A 14,361-nucleotide genomic window follows, 5' to 3' on the forward strand; every position below is an offset into this window, starting at 1 on the left:
TAAGGGCCTGTACGCCCACGGGGTGAGCGATTTCATTGGTTTTCACGATGCGGGCCTTCCTTCGTCCAATGGCCGGAACAGCAGCTCGTAGATGTCGCGCATCTCCTCGCCGGGCACCGGTGGCATCAGGTGCGCGCCTCCGATCACCACCAGGTAGAGCAGCGTGGCCATCCGGTCCGGTGCCGCGTAACCGGCCTCGCCGCACAGGTCCCGCAGATATCGGATGCGGGTGGCGTCCACCCGCTCCTGCATGACCGCCGCCTCCGGGTCCTGCTTCGCCCAGGCCCGGATCGCGATCTCCAGCTGCGGATCGTCGTCGCCGGTGGCCTCCGCCGCGAGGCGGTCGAGTTTCCCCCGTGCCGACTGGTCCTCGCCGCTTTCCACCACGTCGATGATCGCCGTGGTGTGCCGCTCCTCGTAGTGGGCCAGCAGCCGCGTCCGGAACTTCGGCATCGATCCGAAGTGATGGTAGAAGGCGCCCTTGGACATCCCCATCCGCTCGCACATCCGGTCCAGCGTCACCGCCGGCGCGCCCTGCTCGGCCAGCAGTGCCAAGCCCTCCTCCAGCCACGCTCCGGCGGCCGTGTCGCTCATGCCCCACCTCCATACCAAAAGGTTTGGTATGGAGCCTAGCAGAGGAGGGCGTGGTAACCGTCCATGGCCCGGGATGGCCTCACGGCGTAACGGCACGTTTCGCACACGCTGCACGAAGCCTGCTCTAAAGTGTCCGTACGCTAGTTGATCATGATTGGGGGCCCGGGTGGTTCGTATGGCGCTGGTGGTTCGGCCGGACGCGGAGGTCGAGGACGATCTGCTGGACCTGCTCGCCGAGGAGACGGGCCACAGGTTCACCTACCACGGCAGCGGAGGCTTCGGGGTCGAGTTGCTGGCCACCGCGTACAAGGACGAGTCCGGCAACCTGCTGATCGAGGCGGAGGCGCTCGACGCTCCCGTCAAGGCCGTGGTGATGCACATCGGGTCGGTCGACGAGGCGGTCAAGATCCGGCAGGTCGTCGGTGACCACCTGGGGGGGTGGAGCGAGCAGATGCTCCGTGCCCAACTTGAAAGCAACGGTCTGGAGTCGAACCCCGGAGTCCTCCTCGCTCTCGCCATGGCCGGCGGCGGAGGTTCGCTCGACAGCGAGACGGTCGACTTGATCAACGGCGCCGCCGAGCATGAGGACGAGGCCATTGCCGACTGGGCGTCGTATGCCATCCGGGTCTGGAACGAGTTGCGGGAGCCCCCGATCCTGATGGCGGAGAAAGAGCAGGAGATCCCGGCGGTCCTGCGTCCCGCCGAGGAGGTGGACGGCGAAGAGGGCTGGGTCACGGCGCGCCCCGGAGTGCCGGGCCGTGCGATTCCCCGAGCGACGACCTGGCTGCGGGTGAGCGGCGACGGCGACGCCCTCTTTCACAGCGTGATGCAGCGGTTCAAATGGTTCTTCGCGGTCGCGGGAGACACCCGGTCCGACTGGTACGAGCAGATCACGACGAGCAGAGACGAGAGCACTGCCATCCATCTGGTGCGTCATCCGGCACTCCCCGCCGATCACCTCGTGGTGCACGGCGACAGCACGTCCGATGTCATCGCCGAAATCCGCAGGAAGAACGACGTCCACGTCTTGGACGGACCGCCGGCTTCCCTTGAACAGACCAGCGCCTAAGGCCCGCCCGCCCCTGAGACCCCGCGCCGGTAACAGCCGTATGCGTTACAACGGTTATTGAACGATGGCCTCGTTGAAGGTGGGTGGGGCGCCCAGTGCCCCGCGGTGGGATTGGGGGCGGGTGCCGTCGATGTCCAGGACGTTCAGTTCCTCGCCGAGTTCCGCTCCGATGAGAACCTGGCCGCTTCGTTCCATCAGTTTCGGGTCGCGGGCGAGGGCGTCGATCAGGCGGCCGGTGAACTCCGGGGACTCCGCGTTGGCGGCGAAGGACTTGTAGCGGTCGGGGGCGCCTTCGAACAGGGCCTTGGTCCGTTCGGTCTTCAGAAGGCCCATCCACAGCGAGAGGACCGCCACGTTGTAGGGCTTGAAATCCACGGCCATGTCGTGGGCCATCTTGTCCACGGCGGCCTTGCCGGCGCCGTAGGCGGGGCCGTGCATGTAGCAGCGGCCACCGAAGGACGAGGTGTTGACGACCAGGCCCGCATTGTTCTTGATGAGCAGGGGCGCCGCGTAGTAGCCGGCCACGTAGGCCGAGCGCATTCCTACGTCGAACATGTCCTGGAGTGCGAGAGACTTCTCCCAGAAAGGGCCCTTCCGGGAGAGGTCAGGGTGAATCGTGAACGCGTTGTTCACGAGGATGTCCAGGGCGCCGTGCTCGCGTCCGACCTGCTGGAACAGCGCTTCCACCTGGTCGTCCCGGGAGTGGTCGCATATCACCGGGATTCCGGTGCCGCCGCGCTTGTTGATCTCCTCGGCCGTGTCGAAAACCGTGCCGGGGAGGTCGTTCTCGCGGGACGAGCGCGTGCGGCCGGTCACGTACACCGTGGTGCCGGCCTCGCCCAGGGCCAGTGCGATCCCCTTTCCCGCACCGCGGCTGGCGCCGGTGACCACCGCCACCCGGTCTTCGGTCAGGCCCATTTGGTCTCCTGGAGGAATTCCAGCATCGTCCTGGTGGTTTCGCCGGGCTTTTCCATCTGCATCATGTGACCGGCGTTTTTGATCATCCGCACTTCACGTACGTCGGCGTGGTGCCTCGCCAGTTTGGTCAGCGGATCGGCACCGTGCCAGCCCTCCAGGTCGGTGTCCTGCTCGCTTCCGATGAAGAAGTACGGCACGGGGTTCTTCTCGTCTCCGTACGACTTGCGGTACTCCCAGGAGAGATCCATGGCCCGGTACCAGTTCAGGCCGCCGGTGAAACCGCTGCGGCTGTAGTCGGCCACATAGAGCTCCAGTTCCGCTTCGGTCAGCCACGTCCACGGGAGAGGAGGCGTCTCTGGCAGGGCGTCGATATAGGAGGTGCCCGGGGGCCGCTTCCAGACGTCGAGATAGTGGTAGTCGCTGGAGAGCGCGTAGAACAGCTTGCGCAGAAACTCGCGGGGTGCCGCGGCGAGGTCGCGGTCGGCGACGCCGGGCTCGTTGAAGTAGTGGATGTGGTTGAAGTGCTTCGCGGCCTGCCTGGCGGCCAGTGTCAGTGGGGATTCCCTGCTCGGCGTGAAGAACGGGTTCTCCAGGGCGATGATCGCCGCGACGCGATCCGGCTGGTGATGGGCGAGGTCGTAGGCCGAGAAGAGACCGAAGTCCAGGCCGCTGAAGATCGCCTTTTCCTCGCCGAGGTGGTCCAGCAGACCGATGAGATCGGCCACGATCCGGTCCACGTCGTACTCGCGGTGATCGCTCGGGCCGGTGGTCTGGCCCATGCCGCGCATGTCGGGGGCGACCACACGGAAGCCGGCGCCGGCGATCGGGCCGATCTGGTGGCGCCAGCTGAACCAGGTGTGCGGGAATCCATGGAGGAGGACGACGAGTGGCCCCTGCCCCTCCTCCACATAGTGAGCGTCGAGACCGTTGATCCTCGCGTACCGATGACTCCAGTTGGCCACGCTGCGGTCCCTTCGGTTCGGGAGTCGGCCGTCATCACGACTTTGCAGGGCCTCGCACGGCGGCCGACAGCACGCCGTCTCGCTCAGCGGGAGTTCACGTCTCTATGTCGTCCGGGCCCCAGTGGGCGTCCATGCGGGTGATCTTGCCATCGGAGCCGAAGGTCATCACGTCGATGGCGCGGATCTTCATGCCGGGGATGTCGACGGTGAAGGCCATGGCGGCCCGGTCGCCGTGGGAGCCGCGGATGGGTGCGTCCAGGGAGAGCTTCGCTCCACCGGCGATGGCGTTCGTGTAGAACTCCCCGATCGCGGCATGGCCGGTGATCGGCGGGTTGCCGACCGGGTCTTCGACGACGGCGTCGGCGGCGTAGAGGGCCACGATGGCCTGCGCGTCGCCGGCGTTGAAGGCGTCGACGTAGGTTTGAAGAGCCTGCTTCATATGATCCTGGGTCGGCATGGCCGAAGACTAGCAAGCGATCGCTTGGTCTGGTGATGCGTGATGATGGACCCATGGCGATCGCATCGTTCATGGTTCCGCTCGGTTCACCGGTTCCCGCGTTCCGGCTTCCGTCCATCGACGGGGAGAACGTGTCGGACGGGGACTTCGCCGGGGCGTCCGCGCTGCTGGTGGTATTCCTGTCCAACCACTGCCCGTACGTCCGGCGCATCGAGGACGCCATCGGCGCCCTCACCTCGGAGTACGCGGACAGGGGGCTCGCCACCGTCGCCGTGTGCGGCAACGACACCTCGAACTATCCGGACGACGGGGCCGACCATCTGCGTGAGCAGGCCGAGCGCGCCGGGTTCGGGTTTCCGTATCTGGTGGACGAGTCCCAGGAGACGGCACGCGCGTTCAAGGCCGCCTGCACCCCGGACTTCTTCCTGTACGACGGGCAGCGCAAGCTCGCGTACCGGGGCGAGTTCGACGGGGCTCGCCCCAGGAACGACGTGCCGTCCGATGGAAGCTCGTTGAGGGCGGCGCTGGATCTGGTGCTCGCGGGCGAGGACGTCCCCGAGCCGCACACACCGAGTCTCGGCTGCGGCATCAAATGGAAGCCCGGAAACGAGCCGGTGTAATTACGTGGCCCGTAATCACACCGCTTGAACAACACCGGCTGAGTTACGCCGGAGTCGTTCCGCCCGGCGGTCAGCCGGCCAGGCCGTGTCTGAAGGCATAGGTGACGGCCTGGGCGCGGTCACGGAGGTTCGCCTTCGCGAACAGGTTGTTGATGTGCGTCTTGACCGTCGCCTCCGAGATGAACAGGTCACCGGCGATCTCGGTGTTGGAGCGTCCCTGCGCGATCAGGGCGAGCACCTCGGCCTCGCGGCGGGTGAGGCCGTCGGGCAGGGCGCCTGGCGCGGGACGGCGGGGACGCTCGTCCGTCGCGACCGCCTCGACCAGGCGGCGCTGGACGGCCGGGTCGAGCTGGGCCGCTCCCCCGCGGACGGCGTCGACGGCGCGGGCGATCTCGTAGGCGCCGGCGTCCTTGGTGAGGTAGCCGCGCGCACCGGCGCGCAGAGCGGCGAAGATCGACTCGTCGTCGGCGTAGGTGGTGAGGACGACGATCTCGACCTCCGGGTGGGCCTGTTTGATCCGGCGTGTCGCCTCCACGCCGTCCACGCGCGGCATACGCAGGTCCATCAGGACCACGTCCGGGCTCAGTTCCGCGACCATCTCCACGGCCTGTTCGCCGTCGCCGCACGACCCGGCGACGTCGAGGCCGGGCAGCAGTTCGAGCAGGAGCACCAGCCCCTCGCGCACCACGGTCTGGTCGTCGACGACCAGGATTCTCGTCTTCTCGCTCACCGCGTCCCGTCTTCCGTCACAGCGGCACTGTGAGGGATACACGGAATCCCCCGCCTTCCGGCCCCGTCATGAGGATCCCATCGATCAGCTCGGCGCGCTCCCGCATCCCCACCAGGCCGTACCCGCCGCCGTCCGGTAGCACGAGGGGCTCCGTGCCGCCGCTGTCGGTCACCTCGAGTTCGACCTCGTCGCGGAGGTAGCGCAAGGTCACTCTTGCGCGCGCGCCTGGAGCGTGTTTGCGGACGTTCGTCAGCGCCTCCTGCGCCGTGCGGACGACGGCGAGCCCAGCCTGAGGTGACAGTTCGCGCGGTACACCCGTCACGCGAACATCGCAGGGACGGCCGGTACTCGCGTAGAACTCCTCGGCAAGGTCAGCGATGACCTCCTTGGGCTCTGGGGTCTCGCCGCGCAGCGTGGCCAGCGCCCGCCTGGTCTCTTCCAAGCCCGAGCGGGCGAGGCTCCGCGCGCGCTCCACTCGGTCCAGGGCCTGCACACGGTCGCCGTCCCGGGACAGCAGCAGCCTCGCACCCTCCAGATGGACGATCTGCGCCGACAGCGAATGGGCCAGGATGTCGTGGATCTCCCGGGCGATGTGCGACCGTTCGGCGAGGACCGCGTTGGCGGCCTCCGCGCGGCGGGTCGCCTCCTGCGCGACCTGGTTCTGCCGGCTGGCGATACCGCCCAGGGTGAGACCCGCGAACGCGGACATCAGCCCGAGATCGGCGCCGTCCCGCAGGGCCTCCCCCAGCCCACCGACCGCGGCGATGACGAGCGTGCTCAGCGAAATCCCCCAGGGCAGGGGAAGTCGAACCATGAGCGCCCAGAGGGCGGCCAGGCAGAAGATGAACCCCCGGTCGGCGTGCGGCGTGACCGCGTACAGCGTCACCGCCGCCATCATCGACCCCAGCAGCAGGACGATCCCCAGCCGCCACCACGGGGACTCCCGGTGCCGCCCGACCCACAGGCCGCTCCCCAGCGTCCCGAACATGACCAGGTTGAGCAGAAGGATGCCCAGGCCGGCCCCGTGCGGCGCCGGCCCGGCGTCCGACATGTCCCGGACGTAGGCCGTGAGCGCCCACGCCACCAGGAGACCGACGACGAGGGCGCGGACGAGCCGCTCCGCGAGCGGCGCCCTGCACCTCACGGTAGGACGCCGACCGCTGCGGGACCGTGCGGGCTCCTCGCCCGCGCCCCGGCGACCATGCTCCCGGCGACCGGCGCCGCACCGCAAAGGGACCGGCGAGCGGCCGCCGCGCACGTGGCGCCCACCATGACGGCGGCGGGTGGCGGGATGTCCGGCATGTCCATGGTCACCAACGCTACGACGCCGGTGGCCTCGCGCCCATCGGCGTCAGGCTGGACATCCGTTCTCCACCGCCGGGTGGACGCGCCGCGTCCACCCGGGGGTCACACGTCGATGCGTTCGGCGTCCAACTCGGAGGCGCCGGCCGTGATGAAGGCGCGGCGCGGGGCCACGTCGCTGCCCATCAGCAGATCGAAGACCTTGGCGGCCTCGTCGGCGTCCTCGATGCGGATGCGGCGCAGCATGCGGTAGCGCGGGTCCATGGTGGTCTCCGCGAGCTGATCGGCGTCCATCTCACCGAGGCCCTTGTAGCGCTGGACGGGCTCCTTCCAGCGCTGGCCCTTGCGCTCGAACTCCACCAGCTTGCGGGTGAGCTCGCCGTCGCTGTAGCAGTAGACGTACTTGTCCTGGCCCTTCTTCGGCTTGATCAGCTCGATGCGGTGCAGCGGCGGGACGGCCGTGTAGACCCGTCCCTCCTCCAGCATCGGACGCATGTAGCGGTACAGCAGGGTCAGCAGCAGGGTGCGGATGTGGGAGCCGTCGACGTCCGCGTCCGCCATCAGGATGATGCGCCCGTAGCGGGACGCGTCGATGTCGAAGGTGCGGCCCGAGCCGGCGCCGATCACCTGGATGATCGCAGCGCACTCGGCGTTCTTCAGCATGTCGGCGACGGACGCCTTCTGCACGTTCAGGATCTTGCCGCGGATCGGCAGCAGCGCCTGGAACTCCGAGTCGCGGGCCAGCTTGGCGGTGCCGAGCGCCGAATCGCCCTCGACGATGAACAGCTCGCTGCGGTCGTCGGCGTTGCGGCAGTCGACGAGCTTGGCCGGGAGGGCGGAGTTCTCCAGGGCGTTCTTGCGGCGCTGGTTGTCGCGCTGGGTGCGGGCGGCGATGCGGGTCTTGGCCGCGCCGACGACCTTCTCCAGGACGGCCCTCAGCGGCTGCTTCTGGCCGCGCGGCGGATTCTCGAAGATCTCCCGCAGCTCGCGCATGACGACCTGGGAGACGATGCGGGTGGCCGCGGAGGTGCCGAGGACCTCCTTGGTCTGGCCCTCGAACTGGGGCTCGGGCAGCCGGACCGTCACCACCGCGGTGAGGCCCTCCAGCACGTCCTCCTTGAGGATGTCCTCGTCGCCGTTCTTCAGCAGCCTGGTGGCGCGGAGCTGCTCGTTGACGACCTTCAGCACGGCGCGGTCGAACCCCCGCACGTGCGTGCCGCCCTTCGGCGTGGCGATCACGTTGACGAACGACTTGGTGATGGTGTCGTAGCCGCTGCCCCAGCGCAGCGCGATGTCGACCTCGAGGTCGCGTTCCACGTCGGTGGGCGTCAGGTGGCCCTGGTCGTCCAGGACGGGGACGGTCTCGGTGAAGTGGCCGCGCCCGCGCAGCCGCAGCACGTCGACGAGCGGGGCGTCCTTGGCCAGGTAGGTGCAGAACTCGCCGATGCCGCCGTCGAACCGGAACGTCTCGTCGACGATCTCCTCGCCGCGCTCGTCGCGGACGTCGATGGTGAGGCCGGGGATGAGGAACGCGGTCTGGCGCATCCGGTCGAGGACCAGGGACTGCTCGACCGTGGCGTCCTTCAAAAAGATCTGCAGGTCGGGCCAGAAGCGGACCCGGGTGCCGGTGACCTTCTTGGCGACCTTGCGGACCTGCCGGACGCCGGACCTCTTCTTGAACCGGGCGTTCGGGCGGCCGTCGTCGGCGAACTCGCCGGGCAGGCCGCGCCGGAAGCTGATCGCGTGGGTGTGCCCGTCGCGGTCGACCTCCACGTCCAGGCGGGCCGACAGCGCGTTGACGACGGACGCGCCGACACCGTGCAGGCCTCCGGACGCCGTGTAGGACACCCCGCCGAACTTGCCGCCCGCGTGCAGCCGGGTCATGACCAGCTCGACGCCGGCGAGGCCCGTCTTGGGCTCCAGGTCGACCGGGATGCCGCGGCCGTTGTCGGCCACCTCGAAGGACCCGTCGGCGCGCAGCAGCACGCTGATGTGGGTGCAGTAGCCGGCGAGGGCCTCGTCGACGCAGTTGTCGACGATCTCCCACAGGCAGTGTGCGAGGCCACGGCTGTCGGTCGACCCGACGTACATCCCGGGTCGCTTGCGCACGGCCTCCAGGCCCTCCAGCACCGAAAGGTGCCGGGCGGAGTAGCCGTGCTGGTCTTCGGTGGTCGCTTCGGCGGTCGCGGCGGTCAACGTGCGTGTGCTCCTCGGGGGTAGGACGGTCGGCAGCAGGGTACCCCCGGCCGCCGACAGTCCACCGGCAGGCTCGCCGCCGCCGACGTTGCGGCACGTCTGCGCGGCGGACCCGGACGGTTCGCCAGGTTACCCCGGCCCCGAGCCGCCCTGCCCCCGACTTCTGGACCTGAACGTCCACCTTCGGGTGGGTGTGCCGGGCTCCGCACCCCGCCTATCGTCCTCGGCATGCCGCAAACGATCGAGGTCACGGGCCTACGCAAACGCTACGGGGACGTCCAGGCCGTGGACGGGGTGACGTTCGGGGTCGACCAGGGCGAGTTCTTCGGGATCCTCGGCCCGAACGGAGCCGGGAAGACGACGACGCTGGAGATCATCGAGGGGCTGCGGGAGGCCGACGAGGGGAACGTGTCGGTGCTCGGGATGGCGCCGTGGCCTCGCAACCCCCGCCTGCTGCCCCGGATCGGCGTCCAGTTGCAGGCGTCGTCGTTCTTCGAGCGGCTGACCACCCGCGAGCAGCTGCGGACGTTCGGCTCGCTCTACGGCGTCCCCGCCAAGAAGGCCGACGCGATGATGGAGCTGGTCGGGCTGGACGACAAGGCCGACACCCGGGTCGAGAAGCTCTCGGGCGGGCAGGCGCAGCGCCTGTCCATCGCGTGCGCGCTCGTGCACGGTCCCGAGCTCCTGTTCCTGGACGAGCCGACCGCCGCGCTGGACCCGCAGGCGCGCCGCAACCTCTGGGACGTCCTGCGCGAGATCAGCACGGAAGGACGCACGATCGTCCTGACCACGCACTACATGGACGAGGCGGAAATCCTCTGCGACCGCGTCGCCATCATGGACGCGGGCGAGATCCTCCGGCTGGGCCCGCCCGCCACCCTGGTGCGCGGTCTGGACGCCCCGGCGAGGATCAGCGTGGCCAGCGGCATCCTCGCGGTCGAGGACGCGCGGCTGCTGCCGAGTGCGGACGAAGCCGCCGACGACGGCGTCTCGCTGACCATCTCCACCCGCGACCCGTCGGCGGTGGTCGCGGCGATGGCGGCCAAGGACGCGCTGGACGGCGTCCAGATCCGCGGCGCCACCCTTGAGGACGTCTTCCTGGACGTCACCGGACGGGAGTACAGGGCGTGAGCACGTACCAGAGTTTCAAGAGCCTGTCCCGGGCCATGTACCTGGGCTTCCAGCGGGACCGGACCGCGTTGTTCTTCACCGTCCTGTTCCCCCTGATGTTCCTGGTCATCTTCGGCGGGATCTTCAGCGATCAGACGACGTCCAAGGTCGAGGTCCTGACGCTCGGCAAGGTGCCGGTGCTGGACCAGGCCGTCGCGCAGGGCGGTGACGAACTCGGCAAGGTCATGAAGGTCACCGAGGCGTCCGACCGGGCCGGCGCCCTGCGCAAGGTGGAGAAGGGCGACGTGCACGGCGCCGTGGAGCAGCGCGGCGGTGAGCTGGTCGTCCACTACTCCGCGGCCGACCAGGTCAAGTCGGGGACGGTGCGGGCGCTGATGGACTCGATCATCCAGTCGGCGAACCAGGCGGCCACCGGCAGGCCGCCCGCCTACACGCTCGCCACCGAGCGGGTGGAGGACGACTCGCTCAAGGCCATCCAGTTCTTCACGCCCGCCCTGCTGGGCTGGGCACTGGCTTCGGCGGCAGTCTTCGGGGCCTCCCAGACGCTCGTGACATGGCGGACCAAGGGCATCCTGCGCCGCCTCCAGCTCTCCCCTGCCCCGATCCCCACCGTGTTCGCCGCGCGGGTCGCGGTCAGCGTCGCCGTCGCCCTCGTGCAGTTCGCGCTGTTCGTGCTGGTCGCGCTGCTGCCGATATTCGGCCTTCAACTCGAGGGCGCCTGGTGGATGGCCATCCCGCTGCTGGTCGCGGGCGTCCTCGCCTTCCTGTCGATCGGGATGATCGTGGGTGCGTGGGCCAAGTCCCAGGAGACGGCCAACGCGGTGACGCAGCTCATCGTCCTGCCCATGGCGTTCCTTGGCGGCTCGTTCTTCCCGCTGGAACAGACACCGGGCTGGATGCAGACACTGTCGTACATCTTCCCGCTGCGATACCTGAACGAGGGCATGCTCGACGTGATGAGCCGCGGCCTCGGGCCGACCTCCGCATTGGCCGAAATCGGCATCCTGGTGGGCGTCGCCGCGGGCGGCGCGTTGATCGCCTTGCGCCTGTTCCGCTGGGAGTCCAGCTAACGTGACCTGGGTCACCAATCGCGCCATTCCGCTCTCGGCGTACGAAGAACCAGGTTGGGAACGCCAGCGTCGGGTTAGATGTTGTCCTAAGTACCGACCCCGAGCATGAGGAAGGTGCCGTGACTGGAGCCCTTGCCCCAACCAAGCCGCTGACCGTCGCCGACCGATGCGACCGCTGCGGCGCCCAGGCCTACGTCCGTGCTGTCCTTGTAGGCGGCGGCGACCTTCTGTTCTGCGCCCACCACGGGCGCAAGTACTCAGAGGCGCTCCGCTCTAACGGGGCGGACATTCAGGACGAGACCGACCGGCTCACTGAAACCCCGGCGATCGCTCCAACCGAGGAGCGGTAAACCTCCATATAGCAGGAGCCCTGGAACGGCGGTCACCGGAGACGGTGGCCGCCGTTCACATTCCGCTCCTTCGGCTCTCAAAGAACCAAGGGGACACAACTTCATACTGTAATCGACTGATCACTTATAGTGTTCACATAGGTGACGCGGATCACCATTCCGGATCCGCGCTCACCTGCCGGTGACTTTCTTCACCGAGCCACCGCTTCCGGATCGGCCGCGCCATCGAGGGGGAACGTGCACATCCTGCTGCCGCCGTCGGAGAAGAAGGCCGCCGACGGGGACGGGCCTCCCCTCGACCTGTCCTCCCTGAGCTTCCCGGGGCTCAATCCGGTACGCGAGCGCATTCTGGCGGGACTGGGCCGGGTGTGCCGCCGGAGCGACGCGTCAAGCGTCCTCGGGCTGCCGCCAGGGCAGGCCGAGGAGGCGCTGGCCCGTAACAGGGCGTTGCGGGACGCCCCCACGCTGCCGGTCGCGCGGCTCTACACCGGCGTCCTCTACGACAACCTGGACCTCCCGAACCTGGACGCGGCGGCCGCGGCCGAGCAGATCATCGTCTTCTCGGGCCTGTGGGGCGCGCTGAGGCTCACCGACCGCGTCCCGCCCTATCGGCTGGCCATGGCGGTGTCGCTACCGCCTGGAGGCCGTCTGGGGACATTGTGGCGGCCGGCGATGCGCGACGCCCTCCGGCTGGACGACGACCTGATCGTCGACATGCGGTCCGGACCGTACGCGTCCGTCTGGAAGGCGCCCCAGCCCGCCGTGGCCGTGCGGGTGTTCCGCGAACGGCTCGTCGGCGGCGCCACCGCCGGGGCGGCGGGGCGCAGCCATAGGGGTGAAACACACCGGACCGTGGTGAGTCACATGGCCAAGGCGACCCGCGGGCGGATCGCGCACGACCTTCTCAGGGCGGACGCCGCGCCGCGCACCCCGGACGAGCTCCTGAAGGCCGTCGCCGACCTCGGGTACACCGCCGAACTGAACGGCCCGAACCTCGACGTCATCCTCCGCGACTGAACGACGGCACGGCCGGACGGCGGCACGGCCGACACATGAAGCAGGGCCCCGCCGGTGAGACGGGGCCCTGCTTCATGGTTCGGGTTATCGGGTCAGTCGAGGTAGTCGCGCAGGACCTGGGACCGCGACGGGTGGCGCAGCTTCGACATGGTCTTGGACTCGATCTGCCGGATGCGCTCACGGGTCACCCCGTAAACCTTGCCGATCTCGTCCAGGGTCTTCGGCTGGCCGTCGGTGAGGCCGAACCGCATCGACACCACGCCCGCCTCGCGCTCGCTGAGCGTGTCCAGGACGGAGTGGAGCTGCTCCTGCAGAAGCGTGAAGCTGACCGCGTCGGCCGGGACGATGGCCTCGGAGTCTTCGATGAGGTCACCGAACTCGCTGTCGCCGTCCTCACCGAGCGGGGTGTGCAGCGAGATCGGCTCACGGCCGTACTTCTGGACCTCGACGACCTTCTCCGGGGTCATGTCGAGTTCCTTGGCAAGCTCCTCCGGAGTGGGCTCGCGGCCCAGATCCTGGAGCATCTGCCGCTGCACGCGCGCCAGCTTGTTGATGACCTCGACCATGTGCACCGGGATACGGATGGTGCGGGCCTGGTCGGCCATCGCGCGGGTGATCGCCTGCCGGATCCACCAGGTGGCGTACGTGGAGAACTTGTAGCCCTTGGTGTAGTCGAACTTCTCGACAGCGCGGATCAGGCCGAGGTTGCCCTCCTGGATCAGGTCCAGGAACAGCATCCCGCGTCCGGTGTAGCGCTTGGCCAGCGACACGACCAGCCGCAGGTTCGCCTCCAGTAGGTGGTTCTTCGCGCGGCGGCCGTCCTCGGCGATCCACTCGAAGTCCTCGTTGTCCTCTTCGGACATCGCGGGCCCGTCGGCGGCGAGGCGCTCCTCGGCGAAGAGCCCCGCCTCGATGCGCTTGGCGAGCTCCACCTCCTGCTCGGCGTTGAGCAGGGGGACCTTGCCGATCTGCTTGAGGTAGTCCTTGACCGGGTCGGCGGTGGCTCCGGCAGCCGCGATCTGCTGCGCTGGCGCGTCCTCGTCGTCGTCGCCGAGGGTGAAGCCCTCCTCCTCGGCGGCGGGCGCGGCGCCCTCCGCGGCCTGCTTGCCGGCGGGAACCGCCTTGGGCGCGGGCGCGGGTGCGGCCGGGGTCTCGTCGTCCTCGCTCTCGGGCGCCACCTCGGCCACCACGGCCGTGTCGTCCTCAAGCTCGACGTCCAGGACGGCCAGGTCCTCGAGGTCGACGTCCACTTCGTCGTCGACGTCGGGGTCGTCGCCCGCCTTCTTGGCGGCGGGCTTGGCCGGGGCCGCCTTGGCCGCCTGCACGGCGCCCTTCTTGGCGGGCGCGGCCTTCTTGGCCTTGGCGCCCTTGGCGGGCGCGGCCTTCTTCGGCGGCGCGGGCTTGGCGGCCACCGGGCGCGGCTCGGCGACGGGCTCCTCGGGAGCCGCGTCGTCGCCGACGACGGCGGTCACCGTGTCGGGCTGCTCCTTGGCCGCCGCGGCGGTCCTGGGCTTGCGCGCCGGCGGCGTTCCGCGCTTACGCGGACGCTTGGGCGCCGCGGAGTCGGCAGCGCTCACCATGACGGTCACACCCTCCTTGCTGAGGCTCCGCAGAATGCTGGAGGCCTTCGACACGGGGATGTCGGCCTCCTCGAACGTACGTCGTACGTCGTCGGCTTCGAGGTAACCCTGGGACCGTCCACGCTCGATCAGTTGCGCGATGACGTGATCGTGCAGATCTGACGCTTTCGAGGTCGAGCTAGCAGGCGACACAAATACCTCTCGAACGAACGTGTGGCTTGGTTGACCCAAGTGCCCTGACGGGCCCGGCCTCACACTGGGTGGGACCACACACAGAGGACCTCCCGGTGCGGGACCGCAGCGTACCCGCTATCTCTGGGTCAAGCATTCTGGCACTGCTGCGCATTCCGCCTGTGAAGTCCTAC

At 68.8% G+C, this 14,361-nt stretch carries 14 protein-coding genes; 6 read left to right on the forward strand and 8 right to left on the reverse strand.

Annotated features, from left to right (window positions below):
• Positions 1-42 precede the first annotated feature (42 nt).
• The gene (locus ACGFK0_RS03395) at positions 43-594 is read right to left on the reverse strand and encodes a TetR/AcrR family transcriptional regulator (protein WP_392899382.1); all 552 of its coding nucleotides are present in this window, start codon (positions 592-594) and stop codon (positions 43-45) included.
• Between the two features lie 175 nt (positions 595-769).
• Between ACGFK0_RS03395 and ACGFK0_RS03400 the strand changes: the two genes are divergently transcribed.
• Entirely contained in the window at positions 770-1,663 is an 894-nt protein-coding gene (locus ACGFK0_RS03400; protein ID WP_392899384.1) for a hypothetical protein, read from the forward strand.
• A 54-nt stretch (positions 1,664-1,717) separates the two neighbouring features.
• Here ACGFK0_RS03400 and ACGFK0_RS03405 read toward each other — a convergent pair whose 3' ends face one another.
• The 3 genes from ACGFK0_RS03405 to ACGFK0_RS03415 all read right to left on the reverse strand — a co-directional run bounded on the left by ACGFK0_RS03405 (position 1,718) and on the right by ACGFK0_RS03415 (position 4,000).
• Positions 1,718-2,581 (reverse strand): SDR family NAD(P)-dependent oxidoreductase, encoded by an 864-nt coding sequence (locus ACGFK0_RS03405; protein ID WP_392899386.1) that lies wholly within the window; start codon positions 2,579-2,581, stop codon positions 1,718-1,720.
• Positions 2,572-3,543 carry an alpha/beta fold hydrolase gene (locus tag ACGFK0_RS03410; protein ID WP_392899389.1) on the reverse strand — a complete coding sequence of 324 codons (972 nt, stop codon included), beginning with the start codon at positions 3,541-3,543 and terminating at the stop codon, positions 2,572-2,574. Before ACGFK0_RS03410 ends, ACGFK0_RS03405 begins: the two co-directional genes overlap by 10 nt.
• A gap of 94 nt (positions 3,544-3,637) precedes the next feature.
• Complete coding sequence (locus ACGFK0_RS03415) at positions 3,638-4,000, reverse strand: nuclear transport factor 2 family protein (protein ID WP_392899392.1); 363 nt, start codon at positions 3,998-4,000, stop codon at positions 3,638-3,640.
• A 53-nt stretch (positions 4,001-4,053) separates the two neighbouring features.
• On the opposite strand from ACGFK0_RS03415, the gene ACGFK0_RS03420 reads away from it, so the two are divergent.
• The gene (locus ACGFK0_RS03420) at positions 4,054-4,620 is read left to right on the forward strand and encodes a thioredoxin family protein (protein ID WP_392899395.1); all 567 of its coding nucleotides are present in this window, start codon (positions 4,054-4,056) and stop codon (positions 4,618-4,620) included.
• 70 nt (positions 4,621-4,690) lie between these two features.
• Here ACGFK0_RS03420 and ACGFK0_RS03425 read toward each other — a convergent pair whose 3' ends face one another.
• The 3 genes from ACGFK0_RS03425 to ACGFK0_RS03435 all read right to left on the reverse strand — a co-directional run bounded on the left by ACGFK0_RS03425 (position 4,691) and on the right by ACGFK0_RS03435 (position 8,848).
• Positions 4,691-5,350, reverse strand: a complete 660-nt coding sequence (locus ACGFK0_RS03425) for a response regulator (protein WP_392899398.1) — start codon at positions 5,348-5,350, stop codon at positions 4,691-4,693.
• Between the two features lie 16 nt (positions 5,351-5,366).
• On the reverse strand, positions 5,367-6,494 hold the full coding sequence (locus tag ACGFK0_RS03430) for a sensor histidine kinase (protein WP_392899401.1): 1,128 nt from the start codon (positions 6,492-6,494) through the stop codon (positions 5,367-5,369).
• A gap of 263 nt (positions 6,495-6,757) precedes the next feature.
• Positions 6,758-8,848, reverse strand: a complete 2,091-nt coding sequence (locus ACGFK0_RS03435; protein WP_392899403.1) for a type IIA DNA topoisomerase subunit B — start codon at positions 8,846-8,848, stop codon at positions 6,758-6,760.
• A gap of 228 nt (positions 8,849-9,076) precedes the next feature.
• On the opposite strand from ACGFK0_RS03435, the gene ACGFK0_RS03440 reads away from it, so the two are divergent.
• From ACGFK0_RS03440 to ACGFK0_RS03455, 4 genes are all read left to right on the forward strand, one after another.
• Positions 9,077-9,979, forward strand: a complete 903-nt coding sequence (locus ACGFK0_RS03440) for an ABC transporter ATP-binding protein (RefSeq protein ID WP_392899406.1) — start codon at positions 9,077-9,079, stop codon at positions 9,977-9,979.
• The gene (locus ACGFK0_RS03445) at positions 9,976-11,049 is read left to right on the forward strand and encodes an ABC transporter permease (RefSeq protein ID WP_392899409.1); all 1,074 of its coding nucleotides are present in this window, start codon (positions 9,976-9,978) and stop codon (positions 11,047-11,049) included. Before ACGFK0_RS03440 ends, ACGFK0_RS03445 begins: the two co-directional genes overlap by 4 nt.
• Before the next feature lie 119 nt (positions 11,050-11,168).
• A complete protein-coding gene (locus ACGFK0_RS03450; RefSeq protein ID WP_392899412.1) occupies positions 11,169-11,399 on the forward strand; it encodes a hypothetical protein in 231 nt (76 codons plus the stop codon).
• A 237-nt stretch (positions 11,400-11,636) separates the two neighbouring features.
• Complete coding sequence (locus ACGFK0_RS03455; RefSeq protein ID WP_392899415.1) at positions 11,637-12,416, forward strand: YaaA family protein; 780 nt, start codon at positions 11,637-11,639, stop codon at positions 12,414-12,416.
• A gap of 92 nt (positions 12,417-12,508) precedes the next feature.
• On the opposite strand, the gene ACGFK0_RS03460 is transcribed toward ACGFK0_RS03455, so the two are convergent.
• Positions 12,509-14,188, reverse strand: a complete 1,680-nt coding sequence (locus tag ACGFK0_RS03460; RefSeq protein WP_392899418.1) for an RNA polymerase sigma factor — start codon at positions 14,186-14,188, stop codon at positions 12,509-12,511.
• Positions 14,189-14,361: the final 173 nt, after the last annotated feature.

This window comes from Spirillospora sp. NPDC048823, assembly GCF_043198445.1.
Classification (GTDB): domain Bacteria; phylum Actinomycetota; class Actinomycetes; order Streptosporangiales; family Streptosporangiaceae; genus Spirillospora.

What these genes read in the sequence shown, in the direction of transcription:
- ACGFK0_RS03405 (WP_392899386.1), bottom strand. Translation starts at nt 2,581, where the DNA reads ATGGGCCTGACCGAAGACCGGGTGGCGGTGGTCACCGGCGCCAGCCGC.
- ACGFK0_RS03420 (WP_392899395.1), top strand. Translation starts at nt 4,054, where the DNA reads ATGGCGATCGCATCGTTCATGGTTCCGCTCGGTTCACCGGTTCCCGCG.
- ACGFK0_RS03400 (WP_392899384.1), top strand. Translation starts at nt 770, where the DNA reads ATGGCGCTGGTGGTTCGGCCGGACGCGGAGGTCGAGGACGATCTGCTG.
- ACGFK0_RS03415 (WP_392899392.1), bottom strand. Translation starts at nt 4,000, where the DNA reads ATGCCGACCCAGGATCATATGAAGCAGGCTCTTCAAACCTACGTCGAC.
- ACGFK0_RS03395 (WP_392899382.1), bottom strand. Translation starts at nt 594, where the DNA reads ATGAGCGACACGGCCGCCGGAGCGTGGCTGGAGGAGGGCTTGGCACTG.
- ACGFK0_RS03440 (WP_392899406.1), top strand. Translation starts at nt 9,077, where the DNA reads ATGCCGCAAACGATCGAGGTCACGGGCCTACGCAAACGCTACGGGGAC.